At 37.5% G+C, this 23,457-nt stretch carries 20 protein-coding genes and 1 pseudogene; 17 read left to right on the top strand and 4 right to left on the bottom strand.

The window, feature by feature from the left end; genetic code table 11:
• Nucleotide 1 precedes the first annotated feature (1 nt).
• Nucleotides 2-1,306: a cytosine permease gene (locus VPHSUH08_RS09030; RefSeq protein WP_105087281.1), complete on the bottom strand. Its 1,305-nt coding sequence runs from the start codon at nt 1,304-1,306 to the stop codon at nt 2-4.
• Nucleotides 1,307-1,688: 382 nt separating this feature from the next.
• Between VPHSUH08_RS09030 and purB the strand changes: the two genes are divergently transcribed.
• The gene (purB, locus tag VPHSUH08_RS09025) at nt 1,689-3,032 is read left to right on the top strand and encodes an adenylosuccinate lyase (protein WP_105087280.1); all 1,344 of its coding nucleotides are present in this window, start codon (nt 1,689-1,691) and stop codon (nt 3,030-3,032) included.
• A 567-nt stretch (nt 3,033-3,599) separates the two neighbouring features.
• On the opposite strand, the gene VPHSUH08_RS09020 is transcribed toward purB, so the two are convergent.
• Nucleotides 3,600-5,018: a sodium:solute symporter gene (locus tag VPHSUH08_RS09020; protein WP_105087279.1), complete on the bottom strand. Its 1,419-nt coding sequence runs from the start codon at nt 5,016-5,018 to the stop codon at nt 3,600-3,602.
• A gap of 206 nt (nt 5,019-5,224) precedes the next feature.
• On the opposite strand from VPHSUH08_RS09020, the gene VPHSUH08_RS09630 reads away from it, so the two are divergent.
• The 9 genes from VPHSUH08_RS09630 (at nt 5,225) to VPHSUH08_RS08960 (ending at nt 15,168) form a co-directional block, all read left to right on the top strand.
• Nucleotides 5,225-5,572 (top strand): DUF262 domain-containing protein, encoded by a 348-nt coding sequence (locus tag VPHSUH08_RS09630; protein WP_158251061.1) that lies wholly within the window; start codon nt 5,225-5,227, stop codon nt 5,570-5,572.
• Between the two features lie 7 nt (nt 5,573-5,579).
• Nucleotides 5,580-6,767, top strand: coding sequence for a DUF262 domain-containing protein (locus VPHSUH08_RS09010; protein ID WP_158251060.1), 1,188 nt, complete (start codon nt 5,580-5,582; stop codon nt 6,765-6,767).
• Nucleotides 6,768-8,181: 1,414 nt separating this feature from the next.
• Complete coding sequence (locus tag VPHSUH08_RS08995) at nt 8,182-8,766, top strand: hypothetical protein (RefSeq protein WP_105087275.1); 585 nt, start codon at nt 8,182-8,184, stop codon at nt 8,764-8,766.
• Nucleotides 8,767-8,774: 8 nt separating this feature from the next.
• Nucleotides 8,775-9,344 carry a hypothetical protein gene (locus VPHSUH08_RS08990; protein ID WP_105087274.1) on the top strand — a complete coding sequence of 190 codons (570 nt, stop codon included), beginning with the start codon at nt 8,775-8,777 and terminating at the stop codon, nt 9,342-9,344.
• Nucleotides 9,345-10,076: 732 nt separating this feature from the next.
• Nucleotides 10,077-10,538 carry an IS200/IS605 family transposase gene (gene tnpA, locus VPHSUH08_RS08980; RefSeq protein WP_004693034.1) on the top strand — a complete coding sequence of 154 codons (462 nt, stop codon included), beginning with the start codon at nt 10,077-10,079 and terminating at the stop codon, nt 10,536-10,538.
• Between the two features lie 477 nt (nt 10,539-11,015).
• A complete protein-coding gene (locus tag VPHSUH08_RS08975; protein ID WP_077707830.1) occupies nt 11,016-12,272 on the top strand; it encodes a hypothetical protein in 1,257 nt (418 codons plus the stop codon).
• Nucleotides 12,273-12,329: 57 nt separating this feature from the next.
• Nucleotides 12,330-12,905, top strand: coding sequence for a TonB-dependent receptor (locus VPHSUH08_RS08970; protein WP_105087272.1), 576 nt, complete (start codon nt 12,330-12,332; stop codon nt 12,903-12,905).
• Between the two features lie 449 nt (nt 12,906-13,354).
• On the top strand, nt 13,355-13,891 hold the full coding sequence (locus VPHSUH08_RS08965; protein WP_105087271.1) for a flavin reductase: 537 nt from the start codon (nt 13,355-13,357) through the stop codon (nt 13,889-13,891).
• A 35-nt stretch (nt 13,892-13,926) separates the two neighbouring features.
• The gene (locus VPHSUH08_RS08960) at nt 13,927-15,168 is read left to right on the top strand and encodes a hypothetical protein (protein WP_199176066.1); all 1,242 of its coding nucleotides are present in this window, start codon (nt 13,927-13,929) and stop codon (nt 15,166-15,168) included.
• A 159-nt stretch (nt 15,169-15,327) separates the two neighbouring features.
• On the opposite strand, the gene VPHSUH08_RS08955 is transcribed toward VPHSUH08_RS08960, so the two are convergent.
• Entirely contained in the window at nt 15,328-16,659 is a 1,332-nt protein-coding gene (locus VPHSUH08_RS08955) for a hypothetical protein (RefSeq protein WP_105087270.1), read from the bottom strand.
• A gap of 144 nt (nt 16,660-16,803) precedes the next feature.
• On the opposite strand from VPHSUH08_RS08955, the pseudogene VPHSUH08_RS08950 reads away from it, so the two are divergent.
• From VPHSUH08_RS08950 to VPHSUH08_RS08920, 7 genes and pseudogenes are all read left to right on the top strand, one after another.
• Nucleotides 16,804-17,061: pseudogene (locus tag VPHSUH08_RS08950) on the top strand (TonB-dependent receptor); the annotation flags it as partial.
• A gap of 378 nt (nt 17,062-17,439) precedes the next feature.
• A complete protein-coding gene (locus VPHSUH08_RS08945) occupies nt 17,440-17,883 on the top strand; it encodes a hypothetical protein (RefSeq protein ID WP_038125642.1) in 444 nt (147 codons plus the stop codon).
• Entirely contained in the window at nt 17,883-18,482 is a 600-nt protein-coding gene (locus VPHSUH08_RS08940; RefSeq protein WP_105087269.1) for a DNA-3-methyladenine glycosylase I, read from the top strand. Before VPHSUH08_RS08945 ends, VPHSUH08_RS08940 begins: the two co-directional genes overlap by 1 nt.
• Before the next feature lie 449 nt (nt 18,483-18,931).
• Complete coding sequence (locus VPHSUH08_RS08935) at nt 18,932-19,648, top strand: DUF554 domain-containing protein (RefSeq protein WP_008602003.1); 717 nt, start codon at nt 18,932-18,934, stop codon at nt 19,646-19,648.
• Between the two features lie 402 nt (nt 19,649-20,050).
• Entirely contained in the window at nt 20,051-20,371 is a 321-nt protein-coding gene (locus VPHSUH08_RS08930) for a HigA family addiction module antitoxin (protein WP_058948305.1), read from the top strand.
• 86 nt (nt 20,372-20,457) lie between these two features.
• Nucleotides 20,458-20,811: a Spx/MgsR family RNA polymerase-binding regulatory protein gene (locus VPHSUH08_RS08925; protein WP_005384960.1), complete on the top strand. Its 354-nt coding sequence runs from the start codon at nt 20,458-20,460 to the stop codon at nt 20,809-20,811.
• A gap of 424 nt (nt 20,812-21,235) precedes the next feature.
• Nucleotides 21,236-22,009, top strand: a complete 774-nt coding sequence (locus VPHSUH08_RS08920; protein ID WP_105087268.1) for a hypothetical protein — start codon at nt 21,236-21,238, stop codon at nt 22,007-22,009.
• 120 nt (nt 22,010-22,129) lie between these two features.
• Here the strand turns inward: VPHSUH08_RS08920 and pgtP are convergent, their stop codons facing one another.
• Entirely contained in the window at nt 22,130-23,452 is a 1,323-nt protein-coding gene (gene pgtP, locus VPHSUH08_RS08915; protein ID WP_021148764.1) for a phosphoglycerate transporter protein PgtP, read from the bottom strand.
• Nucleotides 23,453-23,457 lie beyond the last annotated feature (5 nt).

Genomic DNA, 23,457 nt, shown 5'->3' with positions numbered 1-23,457 from the left:
ATCACCCTTTGCTTTCACTAACAACATTAGGTTTAACAATATACGTAATGACTGCGTACAGTAGGGCACCGATTACAATCCCGTTCAGCGAAGCCAGTCCGAATGGTATGAATTTAACACAGACCAATGCGATGGCCCATGTGATCCATGGAACTAGATTCCATTTTTTGAAAGTCGCTTTGTTGTAATCGATATAGTTTCCGCGATGAATCAGGTAAAAGTCTGCTAAGATAATACCGCATAGTGGTGGAACAATGATGCCTAGTGTACTTAAGAATACAAAGAGGGAGTCAATTTTATATGGTTGTGTCATTGTTGCTAATGCAGAGATAGCAATGAGCACGGCTAGCATAATATTTCTGTTTAGTTTGAAAGAGTTTGCTAGGTTCAATGATGTGGAATAGAGGTTCGCACCATTTGTTGTAAAAATGTTTGTAGTCAACAATAGTAAGCTTGGGAACACGAGGCCAAAGCTTAATAGTACGTTGATTAAGTCACCATCATTCATAGCAACGCCTGCGATAGCACCGCAACTAATCATCAACGTATTGCCGCCCAATAGACCGATTGTGCTCGCTGTAATAACATCTTTCTTGCTTTTACCATAGCGCATAATATCGGCGATACATGTGGCAGTGGATAGAATCCATGTACCGATAACGATGGTAATGCCTGAAAGTAAATCGATAGATTGTAATGGCACATAGTTAAATAATTCTTGCCAGCCACCGATTGTTTGAACCGAGCGAGCCGCTGTTCCTAGGGAAAGGAATACGATGGACGGAATTGCAATATAGCCGAATACGGCGAGGGATTTAATGCCGAGAACTGCAAAGATACCCATGATAACGGCGCTGAGCATCATAGCAATAATTTCGCCTATGTAGGAAAGGTTGAATACTTGAGCAATAAAATGTCCGTATAAAGCCGCTTGAATCGTGTACCAACCTAGATTGACGATAGGTACGAAGAGAGAGGCAATTCTAGATCCTTCCTGACCGAAGCTGTATCTCGTCAAAAGGGCAAAGGTAAGGCCTGTTTTATAGGCGATTACACTTACTAGCCCTGCAATGATACATAAGAAAATGTTGCCTAGAATCATGGCTAATAGTAATTCGTTGAAAGTCAGCCCTGCAGCTAACCCGCCTCCAGCCATCATACTAGTAACAAGAAAAACAAACCCAGTCCAAACGATAGTGAGAGAAAAGCAGGACTTCCTTGCCCCTAACGGCACAGGCTCTCTCGAGTACTCATTATCTGTGTTCGTATCAACTGGTTCAACAAACTCTAATTTCTCCTTACTCATACATCTATACTCCTTTACGTAATAAAAAAGCTACCATGATGCGTTTTAAGATTTATATAAGCATGGTAGTAAAGAACTATTATGTAGTGTAAATATAGTGAATTTTTCTAATAAAGGATACATATTTAATTTGTCATAAACGAATGGTATTTGTCTTCATTAAAACATACGTAGAATGAATATTCAATATGTACAATTGTATTAGATTCTTAAACGGATTTATTTTTGAGTACTGATAATTAAATTTAATGATAAGATATATAATAAAGTATAGTAATTCAATCAACATAATTTGCATTAAGTATACTCTTGGCAAACCGCATATATGAATGTGTATGGTGTGCAATTCGATGATGTAGTTGGAGAATAGGAGGGGCATATTATGGCAAGCACAGTAATCGATAGTAAAGTGTTTGGTGCATTATTTAGTACTGATGAAATGAGACGTGTATTTAGCGATCTAAATCTTGTACAGAAATGGTTAGATACTGAGGCAGCTCTTGCACAGGCGCAAGGTGAACTCGGTGTGATTCCTAAAACTCAAGCTGAAGATATCGTTAAGTATGCTGATGCAAAGGCTCTTAATATTGATGAGATTGGCGAGTTCTATAAATCCTCTATTACCATTGTTCCTTTGTTGAAAGCTTTCAAAGAAATCCTGCCAGATAATGCAGGCGAATATGTCCATTGGGGAGCCACAAGCCAAGATATTGTCGATACAGGTCTTATCTTGCAAGAGAAAGAGGCATACCAAATTATCTTACGAGATATGAAAGTGTGCCAACAACATGTACTCAATCTTGTAAAAAAATATAAAGATACCATTATGTGCGGTCGTACTCATGTTATTCATGCCTTGCCGATTACATTAGGTTATAAAGTAGCTGTATGGGCAGATGAATTGGGGCGCGATATTCAACGGTTAGAAGAGATTGAAAAACGTGTATTTGTGGGTCAAATGTCTGGTGCGGTTGGTACATTAGCATCACAACCAGAAAAAGGCTTAGAAACACAACAACGCATGATGGAGATTCTTGAATTAGAACAACCAACTATCTCTTGGCATGTTGCTCGTGATAGCCAAGCAGAGTTTGCTAGTACACTAGCTTTGTGTGCCGGGACATTAGGCCGCATCGCTCATGAAATATTAAGCTTACAACGTACCGAAATTCTTGAGTTAGAAGAACCGTTCTTCATGGGTAAAGTTGGTTCCTCTACTATGCCACATAAACGTAATCCTCAAGTATTAGAAAACATTATCGCTGTTTGTCGTAGTGTACGTACCATTGCTCCTGGTATTACAGAAGCCATGATTTGTGAAAACGAACGCGATTGGGGATGCTTATTAACAGAATGGGAATCTATCCCGAGAGCCTGTGAATTATTGGCTGCTGCCTTAGAAAAATCTAAAGACGTATTAGAAAATCTTATTGTATATCCAAAACATATGGAACAAAATCTATACAAACTACGTGGCTTGATGATGAGCGAATGTATCATGATGCATTTGGCACCTTGTTTGGGGCGTATGACAGCACATTCCATTGTTTACCGTACATGTATGAAAGCCTATGAAGAAGAAGCACAAATGAAAGATGCCTTGATGGCTGAACCAGAGGTTACGGAAGCCTTTACAGAAGCAGAAATCGACTATATGTTGGACCCTCATAACTACCTTGGCCTAGCCGTTCAATTTGCAGATCGAGTACTACAAAAATATAAATAAATCACTATCCTATGAATACTAAAAAGCCCGTCCTAAGACGGGCTTTCCTTATATATTTATCTATATATCCCTATTATTCGTTCCTTTTTGTATCGTATATTAGTTCGTTCTATAATAGACTTAGGATAGTTAGATGAGGTTGGGCCTCTCTTCGTCATCGAAGGGAGGGATAAGCCTATGAGTGATTATGAAATAATCATGCTCTTATTACAGGTAATAACGGTTGTTATTGCCTTTGGGGCATTAATAGTGCTTATTTGTCTCACAAAAGACAAATAGCCCTCCGTTGCCTAGTGTAACTAGATAACTGAAAGGCCATTTCCTAATCTTTTTTCAATTTCGAGATGCGCCTGACGTTACGACTCGTCTGACTATCTTCTTATATTATAGTAAGGTTATTATATATCGTCAAATTATGATGAACACTTGTATGGCATACAGTTTGATGATGGTATTGTAAAATGAGAAAACTCCTATTGGCTTTCACCGATAGGAGTTTTAATTTTATAATTGTAATTTTATAGCACTTTTAGGGCTATTATTAAGTTATAGATTTTAATAAATTGATTATATTTCTTTTACATCATCAGGTATAGCCGGAGGAGCCGGTGGTTTACCCATGGCTCTTTCAATGAACACCACAGCTACAAAGACGATGAGGCTGACGATGGAACCAAAGATGATGGACATAATGCCATATGGGTTGCCAACGAATTCCCAGTACACGCCTGCGATGGAGCCGAGCACGATGGACCAAATGCCAGCGCCAGCTGTTGCATTTTTCCAAGTAAGGCCTAGTAGGAATGCGGCGAATGGGCCCGCAGATCTCATTGTGAAAGCAAATACGAGCATCGGAATGATGGCTTTACTTACGAGGGAGATGATAATGGCGATGATACCGAGGAATAGCACGCATAGACGGCTATATCTAGTGAGCTGTGCATCGGTGAGGCTTTTACCAAAATGATGTTCCACAATATCCTTGGTAAATACAGTTGCGGCGCCTAATAGGTCGCCTGCGCCTGATGAAAGTGTGGCCGATACGACAGCGGCCATAACGAAGCCCGCCATTACTGGAGGCATGAGGTTAAGTGCTACCGTTGCCACTGCATTGTTGGCTTCAATTCCGGGGAATTCAGCTAATGCTACAAGGCCTAATACGGCAGGAACAAAGGCGAATAGAGCCATAATAATCCCGCAAATGATAGAACCGAGAACGGCCGTTCTTTCATTTTTCGCTGCGAAGTACCGTTGAACTGACTCTTGCCCAGTGGAGAAGGTCATGAAGTACATGATGATAAGGCCAATGATGGTTTTCCAACCAACCTTTGTGAAGCCCAGCTGTTCAGGTGGCAATTTTGTCACTACCGATTCCCAGCCACCCACATTGTGTAACACAAACGGCACCGCGAGGGAGAAGCCCCCAACGAGAACGAAGAAATGGATAACGTCTGTCATCGTTACGCTCCACATACCGCCGGACATGGTGTAAATTACGAGTACCGCACCGCAGATGAGGATGGCGAGCTCTGTTGAAAGTCCGGTGAGAACGCTAATAATGGTTGCAGTTGCTGTAATCTGTACGCCTGCCAGTGTAATTGTTGCCAGCATGGACAGAATGGAAGTAATGAGATGGCTAGACGCGCCGAAGCGACGGCCGATAATCTCCGGTACAGTTGTTGCCATGGCACGCCGTAAGAGCGGTGCGATGAAAGCAACGAGAATAACACCAATCCCTGCAGATACGACGTACCAACCTGCAGATAAGCCCCAAGAGCCATACGCTTTCGCTGCTACACCTACGGTACTCCCACCACCGATTTCTGTAGCCGCTAATGTGCCTGCCGTCATAAGAACCCCAATACGACGACCTGCGAGTAGATAGTCAGTACTATCTTTTACACGAATATGACAATACACGCCGACTAATAAATTCAGTAATAAATAGGCGCAAACAATAACCCAAATAATAGTCAGAGAATCCATATGACACCTCCAAAAATTTACACGATCTAGAGATTCATACTAAATCACCCTTACTACTTGCGGTGCATATATCAAGTATAGTTTAATTATCCATAAAAACTGGGGAAAATACAAAGAGGAGTTTTGTTAGAGAATATAGAATAAGAATATAATGACTAAAAATTTTGATTATGGGGTTAATCATGGGTTTTAGGGGGGGGAATAAAATGGCTTTTACAACTGAGAATCGGACTGTTTCTGATATTTTTCAACGTGCAGCAAGATACATAGTTCCACGCTATCAGCGTGATTATGTCTGGACTGTAGTTAATTGGAAAGAGTTATGGACAGATTTAAGATTTACATTAGATAATCAAGGTTCGATTCCTTGGTCACATTTTTTGGGAACTATAGTTCTAAATCATAAGTCAAATAATGAAGATGGATTAATAGTTTATGAGATTATTGATGGCCAACAAAGATTAATGACTTTGTATATTATATTAACTTGTATATATAGGAGTTATAGGCGAATAGGAACAGAAGAAGCCAATCATCGGGCCCAATATATATGAATCTTTTTTGACTTCTTTATCTCGTGATAATAATCGAGAACCAGTTATTAATAATAGCTTATATGATTATTCAATAAAAGAACTTGTAGACAAATCTATGCATAGTGAGAATATCCCCGATAATAATAAGCTTATTAAAGTTTTTTCGTACTTTGACAATCTTTTACAAGATAAAAACTTTAGTTATATTAGTGATTTTTTGGATAAAGTTTTATCAGTTAATATAGTTGAAATAATTTCAGGGGAAGATGAAGAAATATATAATATTTTTGAAGTTTTAAATGCTAGAGGGCAGAAGTTAAGACAAATAGATTTACTGAAAAACCATATTATGAAATATGTTCAACCACGAGCAGGTACATTTATTGATGAAGCTGAAAGAAAGTGGCGAGTTATACTAGATAATGCGAGTATATTAAATGACCCAGACTATATGATACATCATTTCGCCAAGTGCTATATTGATAAAAATGCAGAGAATAAGGATTCTGTTTATCGGCTTATAAAAGATGAAATTGATATACAAGAATTAGGTGTGTTTTTAGATAAGCTATATGAATTCTCTGAGAGGTATAAAGAATTAGTTAGTGGATTAGAGCATAACAGTTTAACTAAATATTTTAAAATTAAGAATAATCAACAAGTTAGATCTTTAATTGTTGCTATTTATGTTCTGCTTAATCAAAATATAATTGATAATAGTTTAGCTAATGATGCTATATTACAAATTCGAAATTTCTTTTTCAATTTTAATGTTACTAGACAAACATCTAATCAAACAGATTCTTTAATATCAAGTGCATCATACAATATATATCATTGCAAGACTGAGACTCACTTTAAATTTATACTTACTGATTTATTACTTAAGTGTAAAGAGTATATTCAGGGATATGATTTATCACAAGTGTTTACAACCAACCGAACTTTTCAATATTCTAATGTTGATCATAGTTTACGTAGAAATGCTAAGTTAGTTAGGTTTATTCTAGAAAATGTATATAATCTAGTTCAAATTGATAATTGTATTTCGATAGATGAAATGACAATTGAACATTTAATATCTGATAATGGACATGAGCCAAGCATTTTCCTATGGAATTTGACATTGACTAGTGAGGTCTTGAATAACAGTTTGGGAAATCGTCCGATTGAAGAGAAAATATCAATATTAAAAAAATCAATCCTCTATTAGAGCAAATCAGATGTTAGACTTATATATGGAAGATCAGGGTTTTAATTTTGATAGACGTAGACATGATTTATTAGATGATCTCTTTAATCATGTTTTTGTATTAAAGCCTAATATATTTCATCTAACTAGTGAGGATGTTGAGAGGTTTAATTATATCGAGTCTGTTTTGAAAGAAGCAAATGAACTAGACTTATTAAATCTTCTTTATAAGCATGGAAAAAATCTAAAGCATAAACTTACTAATTGTTTAGAGTATGAGAATTTATTGAGAATATACACAGATCTTTTTGATGAGTAGAAAGATAATTCATAGGCACAATTTTATTTGCATAGTATACTTATGCTAATATGATTGTGCCTATTTCGATTGCTTAAAATTTGGTTAAAGATTTGTTAGATTCAGTGGGTAAACTTATATATGTCATTAAAACTATACTAGTGCTTTATTTCAAGCTTTTGCTTGTTATTATGTGGGGGATTTCTTTAGGCCTTTTTTCTACGATGTCCCAAAATCCTGCATTAGAGCCCTATTCACTAGGGAATTTAAAATTATATACAATACTCTTATTGGGGAATATATGCTGTATTCCGTGGCTTGTATTATGGTGTAAAAGATTATCCCCATCCTTTAATAAACCGAAAATATACTATAGGGCTAAAGACTGAATCCGCACCAAGAAAGAAGAAGTATTTACTTATAAGGTTATTTTCCTTTGCTTAGGTATTCTGGTAAAAGCATATTTAGTAATTTATCTTGCTATTTTACTTGGCTACTGTATTGTTGTAAGCATTCCATTTTTATTTAGTATACTATCTCTTATTGTTTCTTTAATTATTTAAGAATCTGAAAGCCGAGTTACTCATCGATTTGAGTAACTCGGCTTTTATTAGTTTATCCATATATTTCTATTATTCGTTCCTTATTGTATCGTATATTAGTTCGCTATATAATAATTATAGGATAGTTAGACGAGGTTGGGCCTCTCTTCGTCATCGAAGGGAGGGATAAGCCTATGAGTGATTATGAAATAATCATGCTCTTATTACAGGTAATAACGGTTGTTATTGCCTTTGGGGCATTAATAGCGCTTATTTGTCTCACAAAAGACAAATAGCCCTTCGTTATCTTAGATGATTCGATAACTGAAAGGCCATTTCTCAAGATTTTCTGTTTTAGAGATGCGCCTGACGGTACGACTCGTCTGACTATCTACTTATATTATAGGGATAAAGATATATATCGTCAAATTGAGATAAACCTTATAAATACTAAATATATATATATGAAATCTATACATACTAAATTATAAAATTATTAATTATAGGCACGACCTTGTTTGCATAGTATACTTATGCTAATAAGGTTGTGCTTATTTTATTGAGAGACAAGATTCATTTTTTGAGAGAGGTTTTTATGATTCAACGTATTTTGATGCTAGCTCTTGTGTTGCTGGCGTTCACCATGCCTATAGAGGCAATTACATTTCAGGAGCTGAAGACATCACCACAGTTTAAGTTGGTTCATCAGCATGAGTATGAGAAACCGAGTGCTATTGTTAATGATGGTGGTGGTATGTATGTGTATTTAAATACCTATTCCGTGGAGGTTCAAAAGTATGCGCCACCACAGTATACATTAAGTGCTATTTATTATGTGGTACACACGTCGCACTATCAGGCTGAGATTATGGAAAATAAGCTTACTGTTAATTATGATGCAAACTATTCATTGGCGACTTTGATTAAATCATCTAATATGATGAATCCTAGTCCATCTATGCTGGCTTTGATTGAGGCTAGTGAAAGTAAGTCGGGCTTATTTATGTCTGATTCAGATAGTGCGATTTATACACTGGATGGTGCGCTTAAGAAGAACCCATCTTCGGAAGGTACTAGGAATCTTCCGCTCAATCGCAAGAATATTATTATGTATAATTTAGCTGATGCTATGTTTATGTCTGCGTATCAGCAGCATTTTGATGATATTGTGGTACAGTGAGGTGGACGATGAAACGCATATATTTACTTTCACTATGGTTATTAGCCTGCCTCGTATTACCTATGAAAGGTCAAGCCGTATCACAGGCAGAGTTACTAAATCCGGAGCATTATCAACATATCGACTCTACTGTTGATTCTGGCCGTGGGGATGGCAAATACTTGGACCTCAGTTCCATTAAAGCTGTGGATGCACCCGATGGTCATCGACGTGTGGAGGCGACTATTTACGTCTTAATGCCTGCATCAAATCTCATTCAAGGCATTCAACTACAATATGATTACGACTTAGAGCGATCCTTACGTCATTTGATCACTATTCATGACAGAGGATTACAACAAGGCGCTAATACGCCGTATATCTCTATTTGGCGTGCAAAACAGGAAAATTCCGGTATTATAGGGACCGTTAACGGTGGCATTGCTTTTAATAATGAAGGTAAAACACGCCGTCAACGACTTCAAAAAGAACATTTAGAAGCGATGATATTACCACCTCAATTTGGAATGGAACGGTATACAATAGCAAATATAATCTATCAGAAGGCCTATGGAGTGGCCTATGATGATGAGCCGTGATAGGTTATGAACAATACGAGAATGGTTCAAGCAGTGGATAGACTTAGGTGGATAATTAAACTTGTTTTTGGACTCTTGTTAAAACTTATACTTTTGCTTATTTGGGGGCTCTCTCTTTGGGGCTTTAGTAATCTGCTGTACGATCGATATGTATTAGAAGCATATCCATTGAAGGATTATCTTCCAGTATTGATATTTACCTTTGGGAATATTTGTATTTTGCCGGGGATTATTTTATGGTATGAAAAGATTTATCCCACATTTGATAAACCTAATATATATTATAGAGTGAGAGTCTGGTACATTTCTCTGAAAGAGCGATCTTTAGTGGGAGCATCTATCTTTTATAGTATAGATTTTGTTATAAAGCTAGGGCTATTAATGTATGGCACTCTTATTGTTTTAGCTATTGTTATTTTTGTGTCTCTTACTTGGCTCCGGTTCTGATCATTACTGGACTGATTCTTCATTAGCTCTTAAAAGCTCCTAAACACTCATATTGGATTTCTGATATATTCTTAACTTATTTACACAATGCAAAAGCCAAGCTATTCATATTTAAAAATAGCTTGGCTTTTATTATTGTCTTTAGACTGGTTCGTGACGTAGTCGCGAACCATAAAACCACCCGCTATGCGGGTGCGGCAACGAAAGTTATACAAAAAAATCACCTTGCTTAAGTATAATGTAGGTGTTCAAGCCGCATTATATGCAAAAGAAAGGTGATTTTATATGGCAACAAAGACACAGAGTCTTGCGCACACAAAATGGTTATGCAAATACCACATAGTATTTACACCTAAGTATAGACGTAAAGTTATATATAATCAATATAGAAATAGTTTACGTGAAATACTGAGGCGTTTATGTGAATATAAGGGCGTCAAGATTATAGAGGGGGAGCTTATGGCAGATCATGTGCATATGTTAGTATTAATCCCACCTAAAATAGCAGTTTCATCTTTTATGGGATATTTAAAAGGTAAAAGTGCACTTATGATGTTCGATAAACACGCAAACTTAAAGTATAAATTTGGAAATAGACACTTTTGGTCTGAGGGATATTATGTTAGTACGGTAGGTCTAAATGAGGCAACAGTAAAAAAATATATACGTGAGCAAGAGTTACATGACCAAATGAAGGATAAGTTAAGTGTAAAAGAATATGAGGACCCTTTTAAGGGTAGCAAGTAATACATATCCCCTTTGAGGGGAAGGTTACGAGTCAATGGCTATGCGGCTTGAACGTAGTGAAAGCCAGCGCCTTTAGACGCTGGCCTAGTACTACGGGCTTATAACCCGTGAGCAAACCACCCGTTTTACGGGTGGTTCTGATTAGTGGAGCACTTGTGGCGCTTATTTGTCTAGAAATAGCAAAATAGCCCTTCATTTCTTCGGAATTTAGATAAAACGAAAAGGCCATTTCTACATGTTCATATGTTATTAGAGATGAGCTTGACGGCACTACTCGTCTGACTATCTACTTATATTATATGAATAAAGATATATATCGTCAAATTGAGATAAACCTTATAAATACTAAATATATACACAAAACTTATACATACTAAAATATAAAATTATTAATAATAGGCATAGTCTTGTTTGCATAGTATACTTATGCTAACAAGGTTGTGCTTATTTATTTTATAAAAATTGAGAGAGGGTACTATGTTACGTAAAAGTTTGATTATGATGGCACTAGCAACTGCTTTCACCATGAACGTAAACGCTGTGCAAATCAAAGTGCCAGAGGGGCAACCACCTGTGCCTGGGGCCGATGCAAGCATTCCTGCTAATGCATATGAAAATTATTCCCATATTAATGAAAAGGCGATACAAGAAGCAGAGGCATTTAGTGCCAAAGTACAGAAGACCGTAGAGAAACCTAGCATTGCGATAGAAAAGGTTTTCAAAGAGAAATCTGGATTGGCTAAAGCGGTTAAGCTGGGGGAGTACTCACAATCTACTGTCATCTTACTTCATGATGAAAAGAATAATATCCGTTTAGCTGTTCCAAATATTAGCTTACGTGGAGACACGGTTGAATCTAAATCGAGTGACGGTCCTTTATTTGTGGTTCGTGGTTTTACAAGTATTTTGATGGTGGGGCCACCACATGGTAAAGAATTTAGTAAACGTATGCACAATGAAGGTGTCTATACCTATTCGGGCTTAGAAAATGCATCTTGGAAAATCCTTAAAGCCAAGACACATGTAATGTATACAGAGTTTACGCCTAAGAACACGAACACTACCTATGGTATTACATATCTTGGAGGTGGTGATGTGAAGGAACCATACCAAGATAAAATAGCTGAAGTGGTAATGAGTAATTATATTATTCCATCTATTGAATCTCTATCTAGGCTGGATAATTATAGCCATGTTAAACATTGGGACAATTTCAGTTATCGTATTCCTAAAAAGGCTAAGTTAGTGAGCGAGGTTATGGAAGATAACAAATATGAGGTTCGTACTTATGAAGATGCAGGCATTAAGATCCGTGTGTTACGCTTTCAAATAGACCCTAATGTTGTTGATAAAAGTTTGGCAAAAAAACAAATTTTTGCATTTTTGAATAAATATGGTGACCTTGAGGCGCCTACACAGTATGCAACAGTTTGGAATAATGGTCTTCCAGGCTTCCTAGTTGATCGCTATAAATCTAATGGGGGATCCTATTTACGCCATTTTACAAAGGATTCTGAATATTATTATAGTTATCGCATTGACTATGATGAAAGCAAATCTTCGTATAAGCATAAACAATTGCGCGATATGGTTGAGTATGTAGATTTTGATAATGTTGAAAGTTTACGAAAGGCACCTCAATGGCGTATAAGTGATAGCCATAAAAAGAAGCTTGATGCGGATCCAATCTTTAATCCGTGGTATATGGAATGGATTAAAATATTAACTCAATAAGATTATGTATAAAATAAGTGGTTTGAGTTGTTCATAAAATAGTTCAGGAGAGAGATCATGAAAAGAAAATATTTGATTACAGGGCTTGTTATAGGCCTGCAACTGGTAAGTGGTTATAGTTATGAATCGGATGCAAGTTGGCTGAGTAAAACTTGGGACCGCCTTGAAACAAATGCAGCGAAGCAGTCTTATGATTGGCCAAAAGCCGAACAATATAGACATTATAGTATTGGTCAGTATGTAGGTGAGAGATTGCCACAAGAAGAACTTATGGTGCTTGGAGTTCCATTAGGTAGTACTTTTGATGCGGTGAAAGCCAGTCTAGGCCAACCAACAAAGGAAACTAGATATGGCTTATCCTATGGTGGGGTAACTTTTGGTAATACTGTATTGGGAGGTATGGATAATACTGTTACGTATATATCGATTACGAATCGTGATGCGGTAACTTATAGAGGAATAGCTGTGGGAGACTCTATGAGAAAAGTCTTAAAAGTTTATGGGCGCCCAGATTACATTGATTATGATGATCGTTGGTTTTATGGATTATTACAATATAGAACTGATATGATGAACGGCATACTATTTGAACACAAAGGAGATAAAGTAAGTAAAATTATGATTTATAAATGATTATATTCTTACCATATCTATGAAAAAAGCCGAGCTTTTAATTCATAGAATTAGCTCGGCTTTTATTACTGTATTCATATATTTGTATAATATAATGCTTATTGTATCGCATATTAGTTCGCTATATAATAATCATAGGATAGTTAGACGAGGTTGGGCCTCTCTTCGTCATCGAAGGGAGGGATAAGCCTATGAGTGATTATGAAATAATCATGCTCTTATTACAGGTGATAACTGTGGTTATTGCTTTTGGAGCTTTAATAGCGCTTATTTGTCTCACAAAAGACAAATAGCCCTTCGTTATCTTAGATGATTCGATAACTGAAAGGCCATTTCTCAAGCTTTTTTGTTTTCAGAGATGAGCCTGACGGTACGACTCGTCTGACTATCTACCTATATTATAGGGGTAAAGATTTATATCGTCAAATTGAGATAAACTGGAGGTTCTTATGAAACCATTTGAAACAAAGGATTATAAAGCTTTTACCATGTTTGAGAATCGTTGGGCTCTTGTTACGGCTGGAACGCTTGATGATTTTAATACGTGTACGGTTAGTTGGGGTAGTATGGGCAACATATGGGGCCCTAATGGTGGTGATATATCCACTGTGACGGTGTATATCCATCCGGCGCGTTACACTCAAGAGTTTATGGCTAAATATGATACCTTTACAGTTAGTTTTTTCCCTGAAAGCTATCGCAAGGCTCTTGGTTATTTAGGTTCTCATTCTGGCCGCGACGAAAATAAGGTGGCTAATTCTGGACTAACACCAGTTGCGGCGGGCGATGGGGTGACTTTCAAAGAAGCAGAGTTAACATTTGTATGTAAAAAGCTATATGAACACCAATTCGATGAAGCCCACTTAGCAGATAATGTAAAGGAATATTATGCAGCGAATCCATCTATGTATACTCAAGTTGGTAAAGATCGCTGGGAACCACATTATATGTACATCGGAGAAGTAGTTGAGGCTATAGGAGTCTAGTTTTATATAAGATTTATTCATGTTGAGAGAATGATATGATTAAGAGCGTGTTTTTAATAGGTTTTTGTTCACTTGGCTTTATGGTAACGGCACATGCTGCCAATATAGATCTTCCTGGTGGAGATGCCATGGTGTCTGATACTGCTTATGAAAGCTATTCTTATAATAGTGTTGATATGGATTTGGTAGAGGCTCAGTTTAGACGTCACTCAGGCCCTGTGGTAGCACAGACTGTGAAAAATGGGCGTAGGACGGTAGAGCAAGCTAAGGCATATATGGATGGCAATGCCAAGTTTTTAAAACGCCAAGCTAATCAAAGTACGGTGTTCATCTTTGACGATGGTACACAGCATATTCGCTTTTCTATGCCTTATCCAAGTCTTGAAAGTAAGGCGATTAATGATAACACTAATTCCGTTGTTAATGTCGTAAATGGTATCCCTCAATATTATATTAAAAGTATAAATGCAGATATCGTAGTCGATGTGGATGATAAGACTACCTATACGGATCGTGCCTTCACATATAAAACGGTAAAAAATGGTCAATGGCAGCAGAAGTATGGGATTATGACACGTATCTCTGGAAAAGAAGAGAAAGCTGAGCCGCGTACGAGTACGGGTGTTGAGTTTTCCCTGCCTAGTGATACGAACCATGTGTATCGTGTTAACATCATAAATCGAGGTAATGGCAATCCAGATCATATTAGGTATGCAGAAGGGGCTTTAGCGAATTATGTGATTCCATCGGTAGAGGATACAAAAGCGATAGATCGCTATTCTAATGTTGAGAAATGGGGAAACTTTGAATATCGTGTGCTCAAGAATAGTACGAGAAAAGCCGATTATGAGCCTACCTCCTATGGTGAGGAAACGCGCGTTTATAAGGGGGGCGATATAGTGCAGCTGATTAAGCGCCGTCCGATTTTTTCAAATGATGAAAAACATTTTTATTCAGGTGCTTTTTCTACGATGGATACGATGAGCCGAAAATACCCATATTCAGTTAATGATAATGCGACCATTTGGCGTAATGGTATGCCTGCATTTAGTGGCAGTGTAAAATTTGATAATGGTATTAATTATACATATTTTACAATCCGTGATGATAAATATGTGTACAGCATTGAAGTTGCTTATAAAGCCAATATGGTGAAGACGTCTTATCATGATATTCGTAATATGGTAGAAATGGCAAAATTGATCAATCATCCGCATAAGCAAGCGTTTCCTGCGTTGGAGTACCTTTGGGAAGCTGATGTTTTTAAACTGCCTTAAAGCTAAACTAATATTTTGTCTATATGTAGATACACTTAGGTATAAAAAGAAATAGAGAGAAATAAAACAGTCAGTATTGTGATTCAGTACTGGCTGTTTATTTACATATCTGATAGTATTAGGTTATTTTTGAACAGTGTTTTAATATGTATCGATTTCCTATGCTTCTGGAAATAGGACATGTTCTTGCATTTTAAAACTAGGATTATTGGTAGAGTCAAAGAACTCAATCATATTTCGTAATTTTTGAACCTCTTCAGCATGTAAAAAACTTGGATAAAAGATGATATAGGTAAAGCTATAGGTCCCATCATAGGAGTTAAAGGTTAGGATGTGATCATCCTTATGAGGTGTATAGATGTGTGTGGATAATCCAGGAATATTATTATTCCATATAACGGCATAATTAATATAATCTGATGTTGGCTGGGAATAGTAAATATCCCAGAACGTATCTAAATTAATTTTAAAATTGTAATGACCGTTTACAACAAGATCACGCGCATATGGGTTTTTAGGAATATTATTAGTAGAAACAAAGAATGTTATGTCCCCCTTTTTGTAGGATCTAATATCTTGGTACTCGGTGCCCTTTTCCTCACCTATGTATATAGCGTCTTTTGGTACACGGTATTGTACACCGTTTAAGCTTTCTATGCGTGAATATTGATTTAATTCATTTAGGTTTTGTACAGAGGGAAGCACATAATTAGCCAATAACTTATCTGTAGGAACCTTGTTCAGAACGGGGCTATTATCATAATAGACAAACTCTGCGTGATATAAGGGATGACGCATGTTATAGCCCTTAAATTTAAAATTGATCGTGTCGATGGTGAGCGTTGTTTTTTTACCGTTTTTAAAGTGTGGCATCTTCATGCTATCCCAAGTGCTGTAGGTAACAGTAGGATATGAAAATACAGTGCCCTTTATATCAGAAATCTGTTTGGAGGACTTTCGTTTCGCATTGTCTTGCAAGAAATTACGGACGTCTTTGTCTGTTAGCTTTTCATAAGCTATTTTGGTGTTGCGCCAGTCGTAATCTTTAAAATCTGCGTAGTCAATTTCTAAATTGAGACTTCCATTATTGGTTAAAACTCGATAGTCCTCAATGGTTCGACTTGGATTTTGGTAACGTCCTATATGATAATCACTTTTTATGCCCGCTACTGGGAATGAAAGGCGAATTTGGTTGTATTGATCATGAACGGAAATGACCGTATTATGGTAATTTTGACCGCGATATATAGAGGCTGCTTTAGTATACTCAATTTCGTTTTTATTAATACCGTTAGCCTTGTCCGTTAACTTTAATGTTTTCACATAGTTTGCTACATCCTTTTCAATATCAGGGTTCGTGGTTTGGTAATTTATGTAGGCATCCTTTGGAATCTTCGAATCTGCACCAGGAATATTAACATCGATGGCTCCTATTGGTGATAATATAGTGCTCATGATGAAAGCACACGCTAATAGTGGTAGTTTAGTCATGGTGGTATCTCCCGCTTACATTTCTGTATTTATTGGTATTGTAGTAATCCGTAGGTTATGTTATTAAGTATAATTATATAACTAAATGACTATATTTTTAAGTGACATGGAGCGTGTTTTGCTTACATGCTACTACTTCCTGTAGGACATTCTTTGATGCAAGATAGTCGTCCTATCGTATGGTATATGACTGTCAGCAATCGTGATGCCGTGACTGCCCGTGGCATTGCTGTTGGCGATTCCTTGAAAAAAGTGATGGATATCTATGGCCGTCCTGATTTTATAGACTTTAATAATCGATGGTTCTATGGATATCTACGCTATAACAGTGACAATATTGTAGGTATATTTTTTGAGCACAATGGCAGCAAGGTGACGAAAATTATTATTAGTGACAACTAAACTGCTTTTATTAGTGAAAGTCTTAATACATATATGCAGCCCTTTATCTGTTAAAATGGATAAAGGGCTTTTTAGAATGATAAAATAAAGAGGAATGGCTTATATAGTGACTCCTTTTGTTGATTAGTACTATAAATAGTGTAAATTGATAAAATTTTTATAAAATATAATCCCACAAGAACTACAAAATCTGATATAATATTAGTATGAAAATCGACGTATATAAGGACTGGAAAAATGGTGTGTATGAAGTGATTTTCTAGCCTAGAAAATCGCTATATCCTTGGTATTCAGTCGATATAATCGGAATGTTGTATATATGAAATGACTACGCAAATGCGTAGTTTTTATTATTTTTTGTTTGGTGTAGGTAGTCCCATGAGTGTAGTGAAGCCCTTATTATGGCTATTAGAACCGTATATCGTATATAAAGCCTATTTGTGGGGTGCCCGTTTCATGGCACAACCCTTCACGTGGGAAGGTGAATTAGATTGGTTTGCTTTTATGTTAACCCTATTGCTCGTCATTGATGTGGTGGCGTTGCCCTTGGTGATCTTCTATTGCCCTGGTTTGAATCCTGGGGTACGTGCTCCAGACTGGATTCGCCGTTTAGGAACGCCTATTTACACCGTCCATAATTGGCTTGATAGTAAGGTAGGGGGCGACACATCTACGCCGATTGTATGGCTTCGTAAAGCCTTGCATTCCTTGCTTTTATTCATTTATTATCTAGTGCCATTTTATGTGGGTGGTCATCTCGTAATGGGCCTCGTAGTAGCGCTCATGTATGACGTCCTCGTATGGGCTCATGGAGGTGTGTGATGACGACTTGTGAATGGCCGACGACGCCTTTATATCAGGATTACCACGATTACGAGTGGGGCCGACCAATTCATGATGACCAACATCAATTTGAACATCTTTGTCTTGAAAGTCTCCAATGTGGTCTCAGTTGGCTTACGATTTTGAATAAACGGAACATCATTCGAGAATGCTTTGATCATTTTGATATTGATGCGGTGGCTGCTTATGGTGAAAGTGATATTGAACGCATCATGCAGACGGAAGGGATGCTTAAGCATCGTTCTAAAATTGAAGCTATTATCAATAATGCTGCTGCTTTTAAACGTATTCAATCTGAATTTGGTTCGTTCTGCAACTATATTTGGGGATTTACCAATCATAAAACGATTATTTATGAAAACCATCCAGAAGGTCATTTCCCTACAAAGAATGGTTTATCTACGCGGATTAGCAAAGACCTAAAGACGAGGGGCTTTAAGTTTGTAGGCCCTGTCACAATTTATTCGCATCTACAAGCTAGTGGCCTTATCAATGATCACGGTAAAGACTGCCCTTGCTTTGAGGAGATTAATAAAACAGCAGATATCGTACGGTTACCTGTAGACGATGAAGCGTAAGGGTGATAAGTATAAATTAGTTAACAATAGTTTTTATGCATACTTGTGTTTACATAATTGAATTTGTTGTTATGTGGAATTGGGTGTACACTAAAGTCGATGAGGCGATAGCGACTCATCTCATGTCGGCCCGCTTTATATATAAACACATATACTCTCTCTCTCCTAAGCGGGTCTATCATTAGTTCTCTCTCAACGCTATAAACTATACAGAGCCTCTACCCTTATTGGGTAGAGGCTTTTTGCTATATAATGTTATAAAAGGAGTCATACTGTATTAGGAAAACCTATAGCAGCATTAATCAGGCTATATGTATGGTCCTAAAAAACTTTAATTAATCCAATTTCATACTATATATTTTATACCATATAAATTGATTTATTTCGATATGATTGATATACTGAAGTAAATTGATAGTGTTACTTTCACAATTAAAGAAGGGAAATATATGATTGGTTTGGGAACGGCCATTAATGTTGGCCTTATCATAGCTGGCAGCCTATGTGGCCTCGCGTTTGGTCGCTTTATGAAAGAAAATTTAAAGCAAACGCTCATGATTGTGAGCGGTATTATCGTGCTCCTCCTCGGTATGAGCGGGGCCATGCAGTATATGCTCGTCATTGTCAATGGATCTCTACAAACAACGGGCCCTCTATTGATGATTATTAGCATGGTTGTAGGTGCCGTTATTGGCGAAATTATCGACCTTAATCATTGGATTACTGTATTTGGTGACTGGGTGAAAGCTCGCACTGGCAACGCTGGGGATCCAAAGTTTACCCATGCTTTTATCACTGCATCTTTAACGTTTACCGTAGGTGCTATGGGTGTACTTGGTTCCATTCAAGATGGCCTTACTGGAAATTATCAGACATTACTTTTAAAAGGCATCCTCGACGGCATCATCGTTATGGTTATGGTATCCTCTATGGGTAAAGGGGCGCTATTCTCCTTTATTCCTGTAGGTATTACGCAATGGCTCATCACGGCAATGGCACATATTGCAGCGCCTCTGATGACACCTAGTGCCATCGATAACCTATCCTACGTCGGATCTATTCTGATTTTCTGTGTTGGTATCGACCTCATTTGGCCTGGTAAAGTACGTATTGCCAACCTTTTGCCAGCCATCTTCGTGGCAATGGGGCTTACATTTTTGCTATAACTAGTATTATAAATAATACATAGATTTTTATAAGAGACCTATATTCTCTCAACCTTTAATATGTATTTTATACATGATACGGTCGAGGATGTAGGTCTTTTTACTTTTTAAAATTAATTTAGTTGAAGTGGGAATTAATGATAGTTTTAATTCAATTATGACGATAGGGTAAATTGATTACATTCCGAAATAGGTGGCCAATAGAGTCATCGCGAGTGTAGGATTTAGATAATGTTTTATAGAATCTTTTTACCAAAATTGTTTGTAGAATAATTTTAATTTTATGTATAGTTATTATTCAAGTATATGTTATTGAATTATACCTGTTAAACAGGTATAATCAAAGGAGAGATTCTATGATTATCGGATTTGTAGATTATCATTAATAGAGAGGAAATTAATATGGAAAAGTTTATTCCTACACCTACCATTAGTGAAATATTAAAAGAAGAGTTTATGGATCCATTAGGACTATCTGCATATCGATTGGCTAAGGATATACATGTGCCTGTTTCACGGATTCAAGAAATATTGAATGGTACACGATCTATTTCAGCAGATACATCGTTGCGTTTAGCGAAATACTTTGATGTTTCGGAAGGGTATTTCTTGCGTTTACAGATGGATGTTGATTTGCGTACAGCAAAACTTAGTGAGGGGATGGATGAAGTATTATCCTCTATTGCACATTGTGCTTCATTAGAACCCGTAGACTGTCAATAAGAGATTGATAATTTTCGATGTATTTGGTACAATTATCTTAAATTAGTAAGTTGTTATAACATTGAATATTGATATAAGGAGAACCTATGTTATTCGTTGAATATCCTAAATGCACAACATGCAAAAAAGCAAAGAAATTCTTAGATGATCATAACATTAAGTACACAGATCGTGACATCAAGTCCGAAAATCCTACAGCAGAGGAAATTGCTGCTTGGTATCCACAATCTGGCAAGGATTTGAAAGCATTCTTTAATACTTCTGGTATGATTTACCGTGAACAACAATTAAAGGATAAATTGCCGAACCTTAGTGAAGAAGAAAAACTAGCTTTATTAGCATCTAATGGCATGCTTGTAAAACGTCCTATCTTGGTTCTTGAAGACAAAGTACTCGTTGGATTTAAAGAAGCAGAATGGATTGAGGCGTTGAAGCTCTAATTTCATAACCTTGTGTCAAAGCCCCTATCTCTAAAAGCCTCCATAGCGAGCTAAGTCATTTTTAGAGATAGGGGCTTTTCCTTTTATATGAAATTAGGATCTTCAACTAGTGCCTATTAAAATGAGCTCCATAGCGAACTAAGTCGTTTTTAGGGACTTGTTCTTTCTACGTTTTTAATAAAGAAATTAGAGCTCACAACTAGGACCTTTTACCGGCTAAGCCATTTTTAAAGATAGGGGTTTTCATTTATTAAAAAATTTGATTTGTATATTTCTTTTATGTTTTGTATAATAATTACACCATAGCAATACCCCTATGGGTATTTTAGGCGTTAGCAATATAAGTGTTAATAGTATTATTTATAGAAGTAAAAGGTATTTCCGGATTAAGTAAGGCCGGTATCTCATTTATAGAGAGGTCTATATGAAGTTTTTACAGTCTTTATCAGCGCAGGTGTCTCTGCGCACGCAGGGGGCTATTTTGGCACTCGGCTTATTATTTATCATATTAGATGCGCTTACGGAGCCTATGAACCCAGCTATTGATTTGGCGTGGGTAACGGTCATCATTTGTGGCTTGCCATTGCTCATCAACAGCGTGCAAAGTATTTTGGATCATTTAGAGATTCACGCTAATTTTCTTATCGTGATAGCCATGGTCGCGCTTATTGCGATTGGAGATTATCATACGGCGGCTTATGTAGGTCTCATCGTACATGGTGGCTTTTTCTTAGAGCAGCTTATTACGGGCAATGTGCATTATACATTGGATGATGACATGTTGCCGACCATGCCTACACAGCTTGTAGCCTTGCGTCAGGGCCTCAACAATTATTCATCCGTCATCGTTGTGGCCGTTATGTTACTTTCCATGGGTTCCTATGCATTGACACAGAACTTTATGCATACCATTACATTGCTAGTTATTCTTTGTCCATGCTCTTTGGAACTCGTTCTTGTGGCACTCATGATGGGGTCTCTTGTAGATGAAAACTCTCCGACGGCGGGGCTTTCAAAAGAGGCGAAACAATGCCATTTGGGCCTACTCATCGTGTCCATTTTATTCCACGTTGCGATCATCGCTGCTGGCGTGTTAGGATCTATCAATCCTGTAACCGCTGCTGCATTGCACGGCTTGGCGCGACTCGGTCTCGTGTATAATCTGAAAGTATTAAACGGCTCCTTGTGCGTCGCATAAATAATTAAACTCCCCTAGTAATCCTTAGATTACTAGGGGAGTTTTGTATATACAACAGTGAGTTGTACAGTATGTATTTTACATTACGTATTATATAGTACGTATTATACAGTACATATTCTATTGTTGTCCTTTGTCTCCAAGGGTGAGGAGTAGGAAGACGATGGATAGGATACATGCACCAACGAGGGCAATGAAACCACCATCCCAACCGTAGAGGTCAACCATGAGACCCATGAAAGCACCAGCACCAGCAGAACCGATGAGGTAACCAAGAAGGCCTGTAAGGCCAGTAGCACCACCTGTTGCTACACGTGGCACCATATCTGCTGCTTGAAGGCCAATCATCATAACAGGACCGTAGATGAGGAAGCCGATAGCAATGAGTGCTAAGTTATCGATGAGGACATTGCCTGCAGGGTTAAACCAGTATACAAGGATCGCTAAGATAACGAATAACATAAAACAAATCGTAGCTGGAGCACGACGGCCGCGGAATACGCGGTCACTTAAGTAACCACTTACAAGCATGCCTGGAATACCAGCCCATTCGTATAAGAAGTAAGCCCAACGGGAACCTTCTTTTGTGAAGCCTTTCACAGCGGTTAAATAGGTCGGTGCCCAGCTAACTACGCCGTAACGGATGAAGTATACAAAGATGTTCGCAATCGCAAGATACCATAAGTATTTATTATGCAAAATATATTTGTAGAAGATTTCTTTAAAAGTACTTTTTTCTTCATTTTCTGTATGTGTATGAACTACTTCGTGTTTGTATTCTTCGATAGGCGGTAAGCCACAGGATTGAGGCGTATCTTTCAACAATACAAAGGTAATAATCGCTAACACGATAGAAATAAGGGCAGGGAAGAAGAAGATACTATGCCATGTACCGAATAGGTAGATGCCAAGCGTAGCAAGAGGAGCGATAATGCCGCCACCTAGGTTGTGGGACACGTTCCACCAAGACCACCAAGCACCGCGTTCGGAACGGGAGAACCAAGTTACCATGTTTTTTGCATATGGAGGGTAGCCCATACCTTGGAACCAACCGTTTAATAAGGCAAGAACGCACATGATAGGAATACTGCTCATAACACCTGGTAAGGTGCCGAATAATAACATAACTAAAGCACTAAGCAATAGACCTACTGTGGAGAAGTATTTTGGGTTAGAGCGGTCAGACGCATTACCCATAACAAATTTACTTACGCCGTAAGCTACGGATAAGATGGTCATAACTATACCGAGATCCGCTTTAGTGTAGCCGTACTCAGCAATCATGTACGGAACAGCCAAACTAAAGTTTTGGCGGATCAAATAGAATGTAGCATAACCAATAAATGTACCTGCAAAGACTTCGCGTCGAAGACGTTTGTAGGTGGAATCGATTTGCGCCTCTGGTAAACGTTCAATATGAGGAGCAGGAGAGAAAATCGACATCGTTA

The sequence above is a fragment of the Veillonella sp. S13054-11 genome (assembly GCF_002959795.1).
Lineage (GTDB): Bacteria > Bacillota > Negativicutes > Veillonellales > Veillonellaceae > Veillonella > Veillonella parvula_E.
This window is presented reverse-complemented; position numbering and strand designations above follow the sequence as displayed.

Coding starts and splice junctions, on each gene's coding strand:
- VPHSUH08_RS09030 (WP_105087281.1), bottom strand. CDS start 1,306: ATGAGTAAGGAGAAATTAGAGTTTGTTGAACCAGTTGATACGAACACA.
- purB (WP_105087280.1), top strand. CDS start 1,689: ATGGCAAGCACAGTAATCGATAGTAAAGTGTTTGGTGCATTATTTAGT.
- VPHSUH08_RS09020 (WP_105087279.1), bottom strand. CDS start 5,018: ATGGATTCTCTGACTATTATTTGGGTTATTGTTTGCGCCTATTTATTA.
- VPHSUH08_RS09630 (WP_158251061.1), top strand. CDS start 5,225: ATGGCTTTTACAACTGAGAATCGGACTGTTTCTGATATTTTTCAACGT.
- VPHSUH08_RS08995 (WP_105087275.1), top strand. CDS start 8,182: ATGATTCAACGTATTTTGATGCTAGCTCTTGTGTTGCTGGCGTTCACC.
- VPHSUH08_RS08990 (WP_105087274.1), top strand. CDS start 8,775: ATGAAACGCATATATTTACTTTCACTATGGTTATTAGCCTGCCTCGTA.
- tnpA (WP_004693034.1), top strand. CDS start 10,077: ATGGCAACAAAGACACAGAGTCTTGCGCACACAAAATGGTTATGCAAA.
- VPHSUH08_RS08975 (WP_077707830.1), top strand. CDS start 11,016: ATGTTACGTAAAAGTTTGATTATGATGGCACTAGCAACTGCTTTCACC.
- VPHSUH08_RS08970 (WP_105087272.1), top strand. CDS start 12,330: ATGAAAAGAAAATATTTGATTACAGGGCTTGTTATAGGCCTGCAACTG.
- VPHSUH08_RS08965 (WP_105087271.1), top strand. CDS start 13,355: ATGAAACCATTTGAAACAAAGGATTATAAAGCTTTTACCATGTTTGAG.
- VPHSUH08_RS08960 (WP_199176066.1), top strand. CDS start 13,927: ATGATTAAGAGCGTGTTTTTAATAGGTTTTTGTTCACTTGGCTTTATG.
- VPHSUH08_RS08955 (WP_105087270.1), bottom strand. CDS start 16,659: ATGACTAAACTACCACTATTAGCGTGTGCTTTCATCATGAGCACTATA.
- VPHSUH08_RS08945 (WP_038125642.1), top strand. CDS start 17,440: ATGAGTGTAGTGAAGCCCTTATTATGGCTATTAGAACCGTATATCGTA.
- VPHSUH08_RS08940 (WP_105087269.1), top strand. CDS start 17,883: ATGACGACTTGTGAATGGCCGACGACGCCTTTATATCAGGATTACCAC.
- VPHSUH08_RS08935 (WP_008602003.1), top strand. CDS start 18,932: ATGATTGGTTTGGGAACGGCCATTAATGTTGGCCTTATCATAGCTGGC.
- VPHSUH08_RS08930 (WP_058948305.1), top strand. CDS start 20,051: ATGGAAAAGTTTATTCCTACACCTACCATTAGTGAAATATTAAAAGAA.
- VPHSUH08_RS08925 (WP_005384960.1), top strand. CDS start 20,458: ATGTTATTCGTTGAATATCCTAAATGCACAACATGCAAAAAAGCAAAG.
- VPHSUH08_RS08920 (WP_105087268.1), top strand. CDS start 21,236: ATGAAGTTTTTACAGTCTTTATCAGCGCAGGTGTCTCTGCGCACGCAG.
- pgtP (WP_021148764.1), bottom strand. CDS start 23,452: ATGTCGATTTTCTCTCCTGCTCCTCATATTGAACGTTTACCAGAGGCG.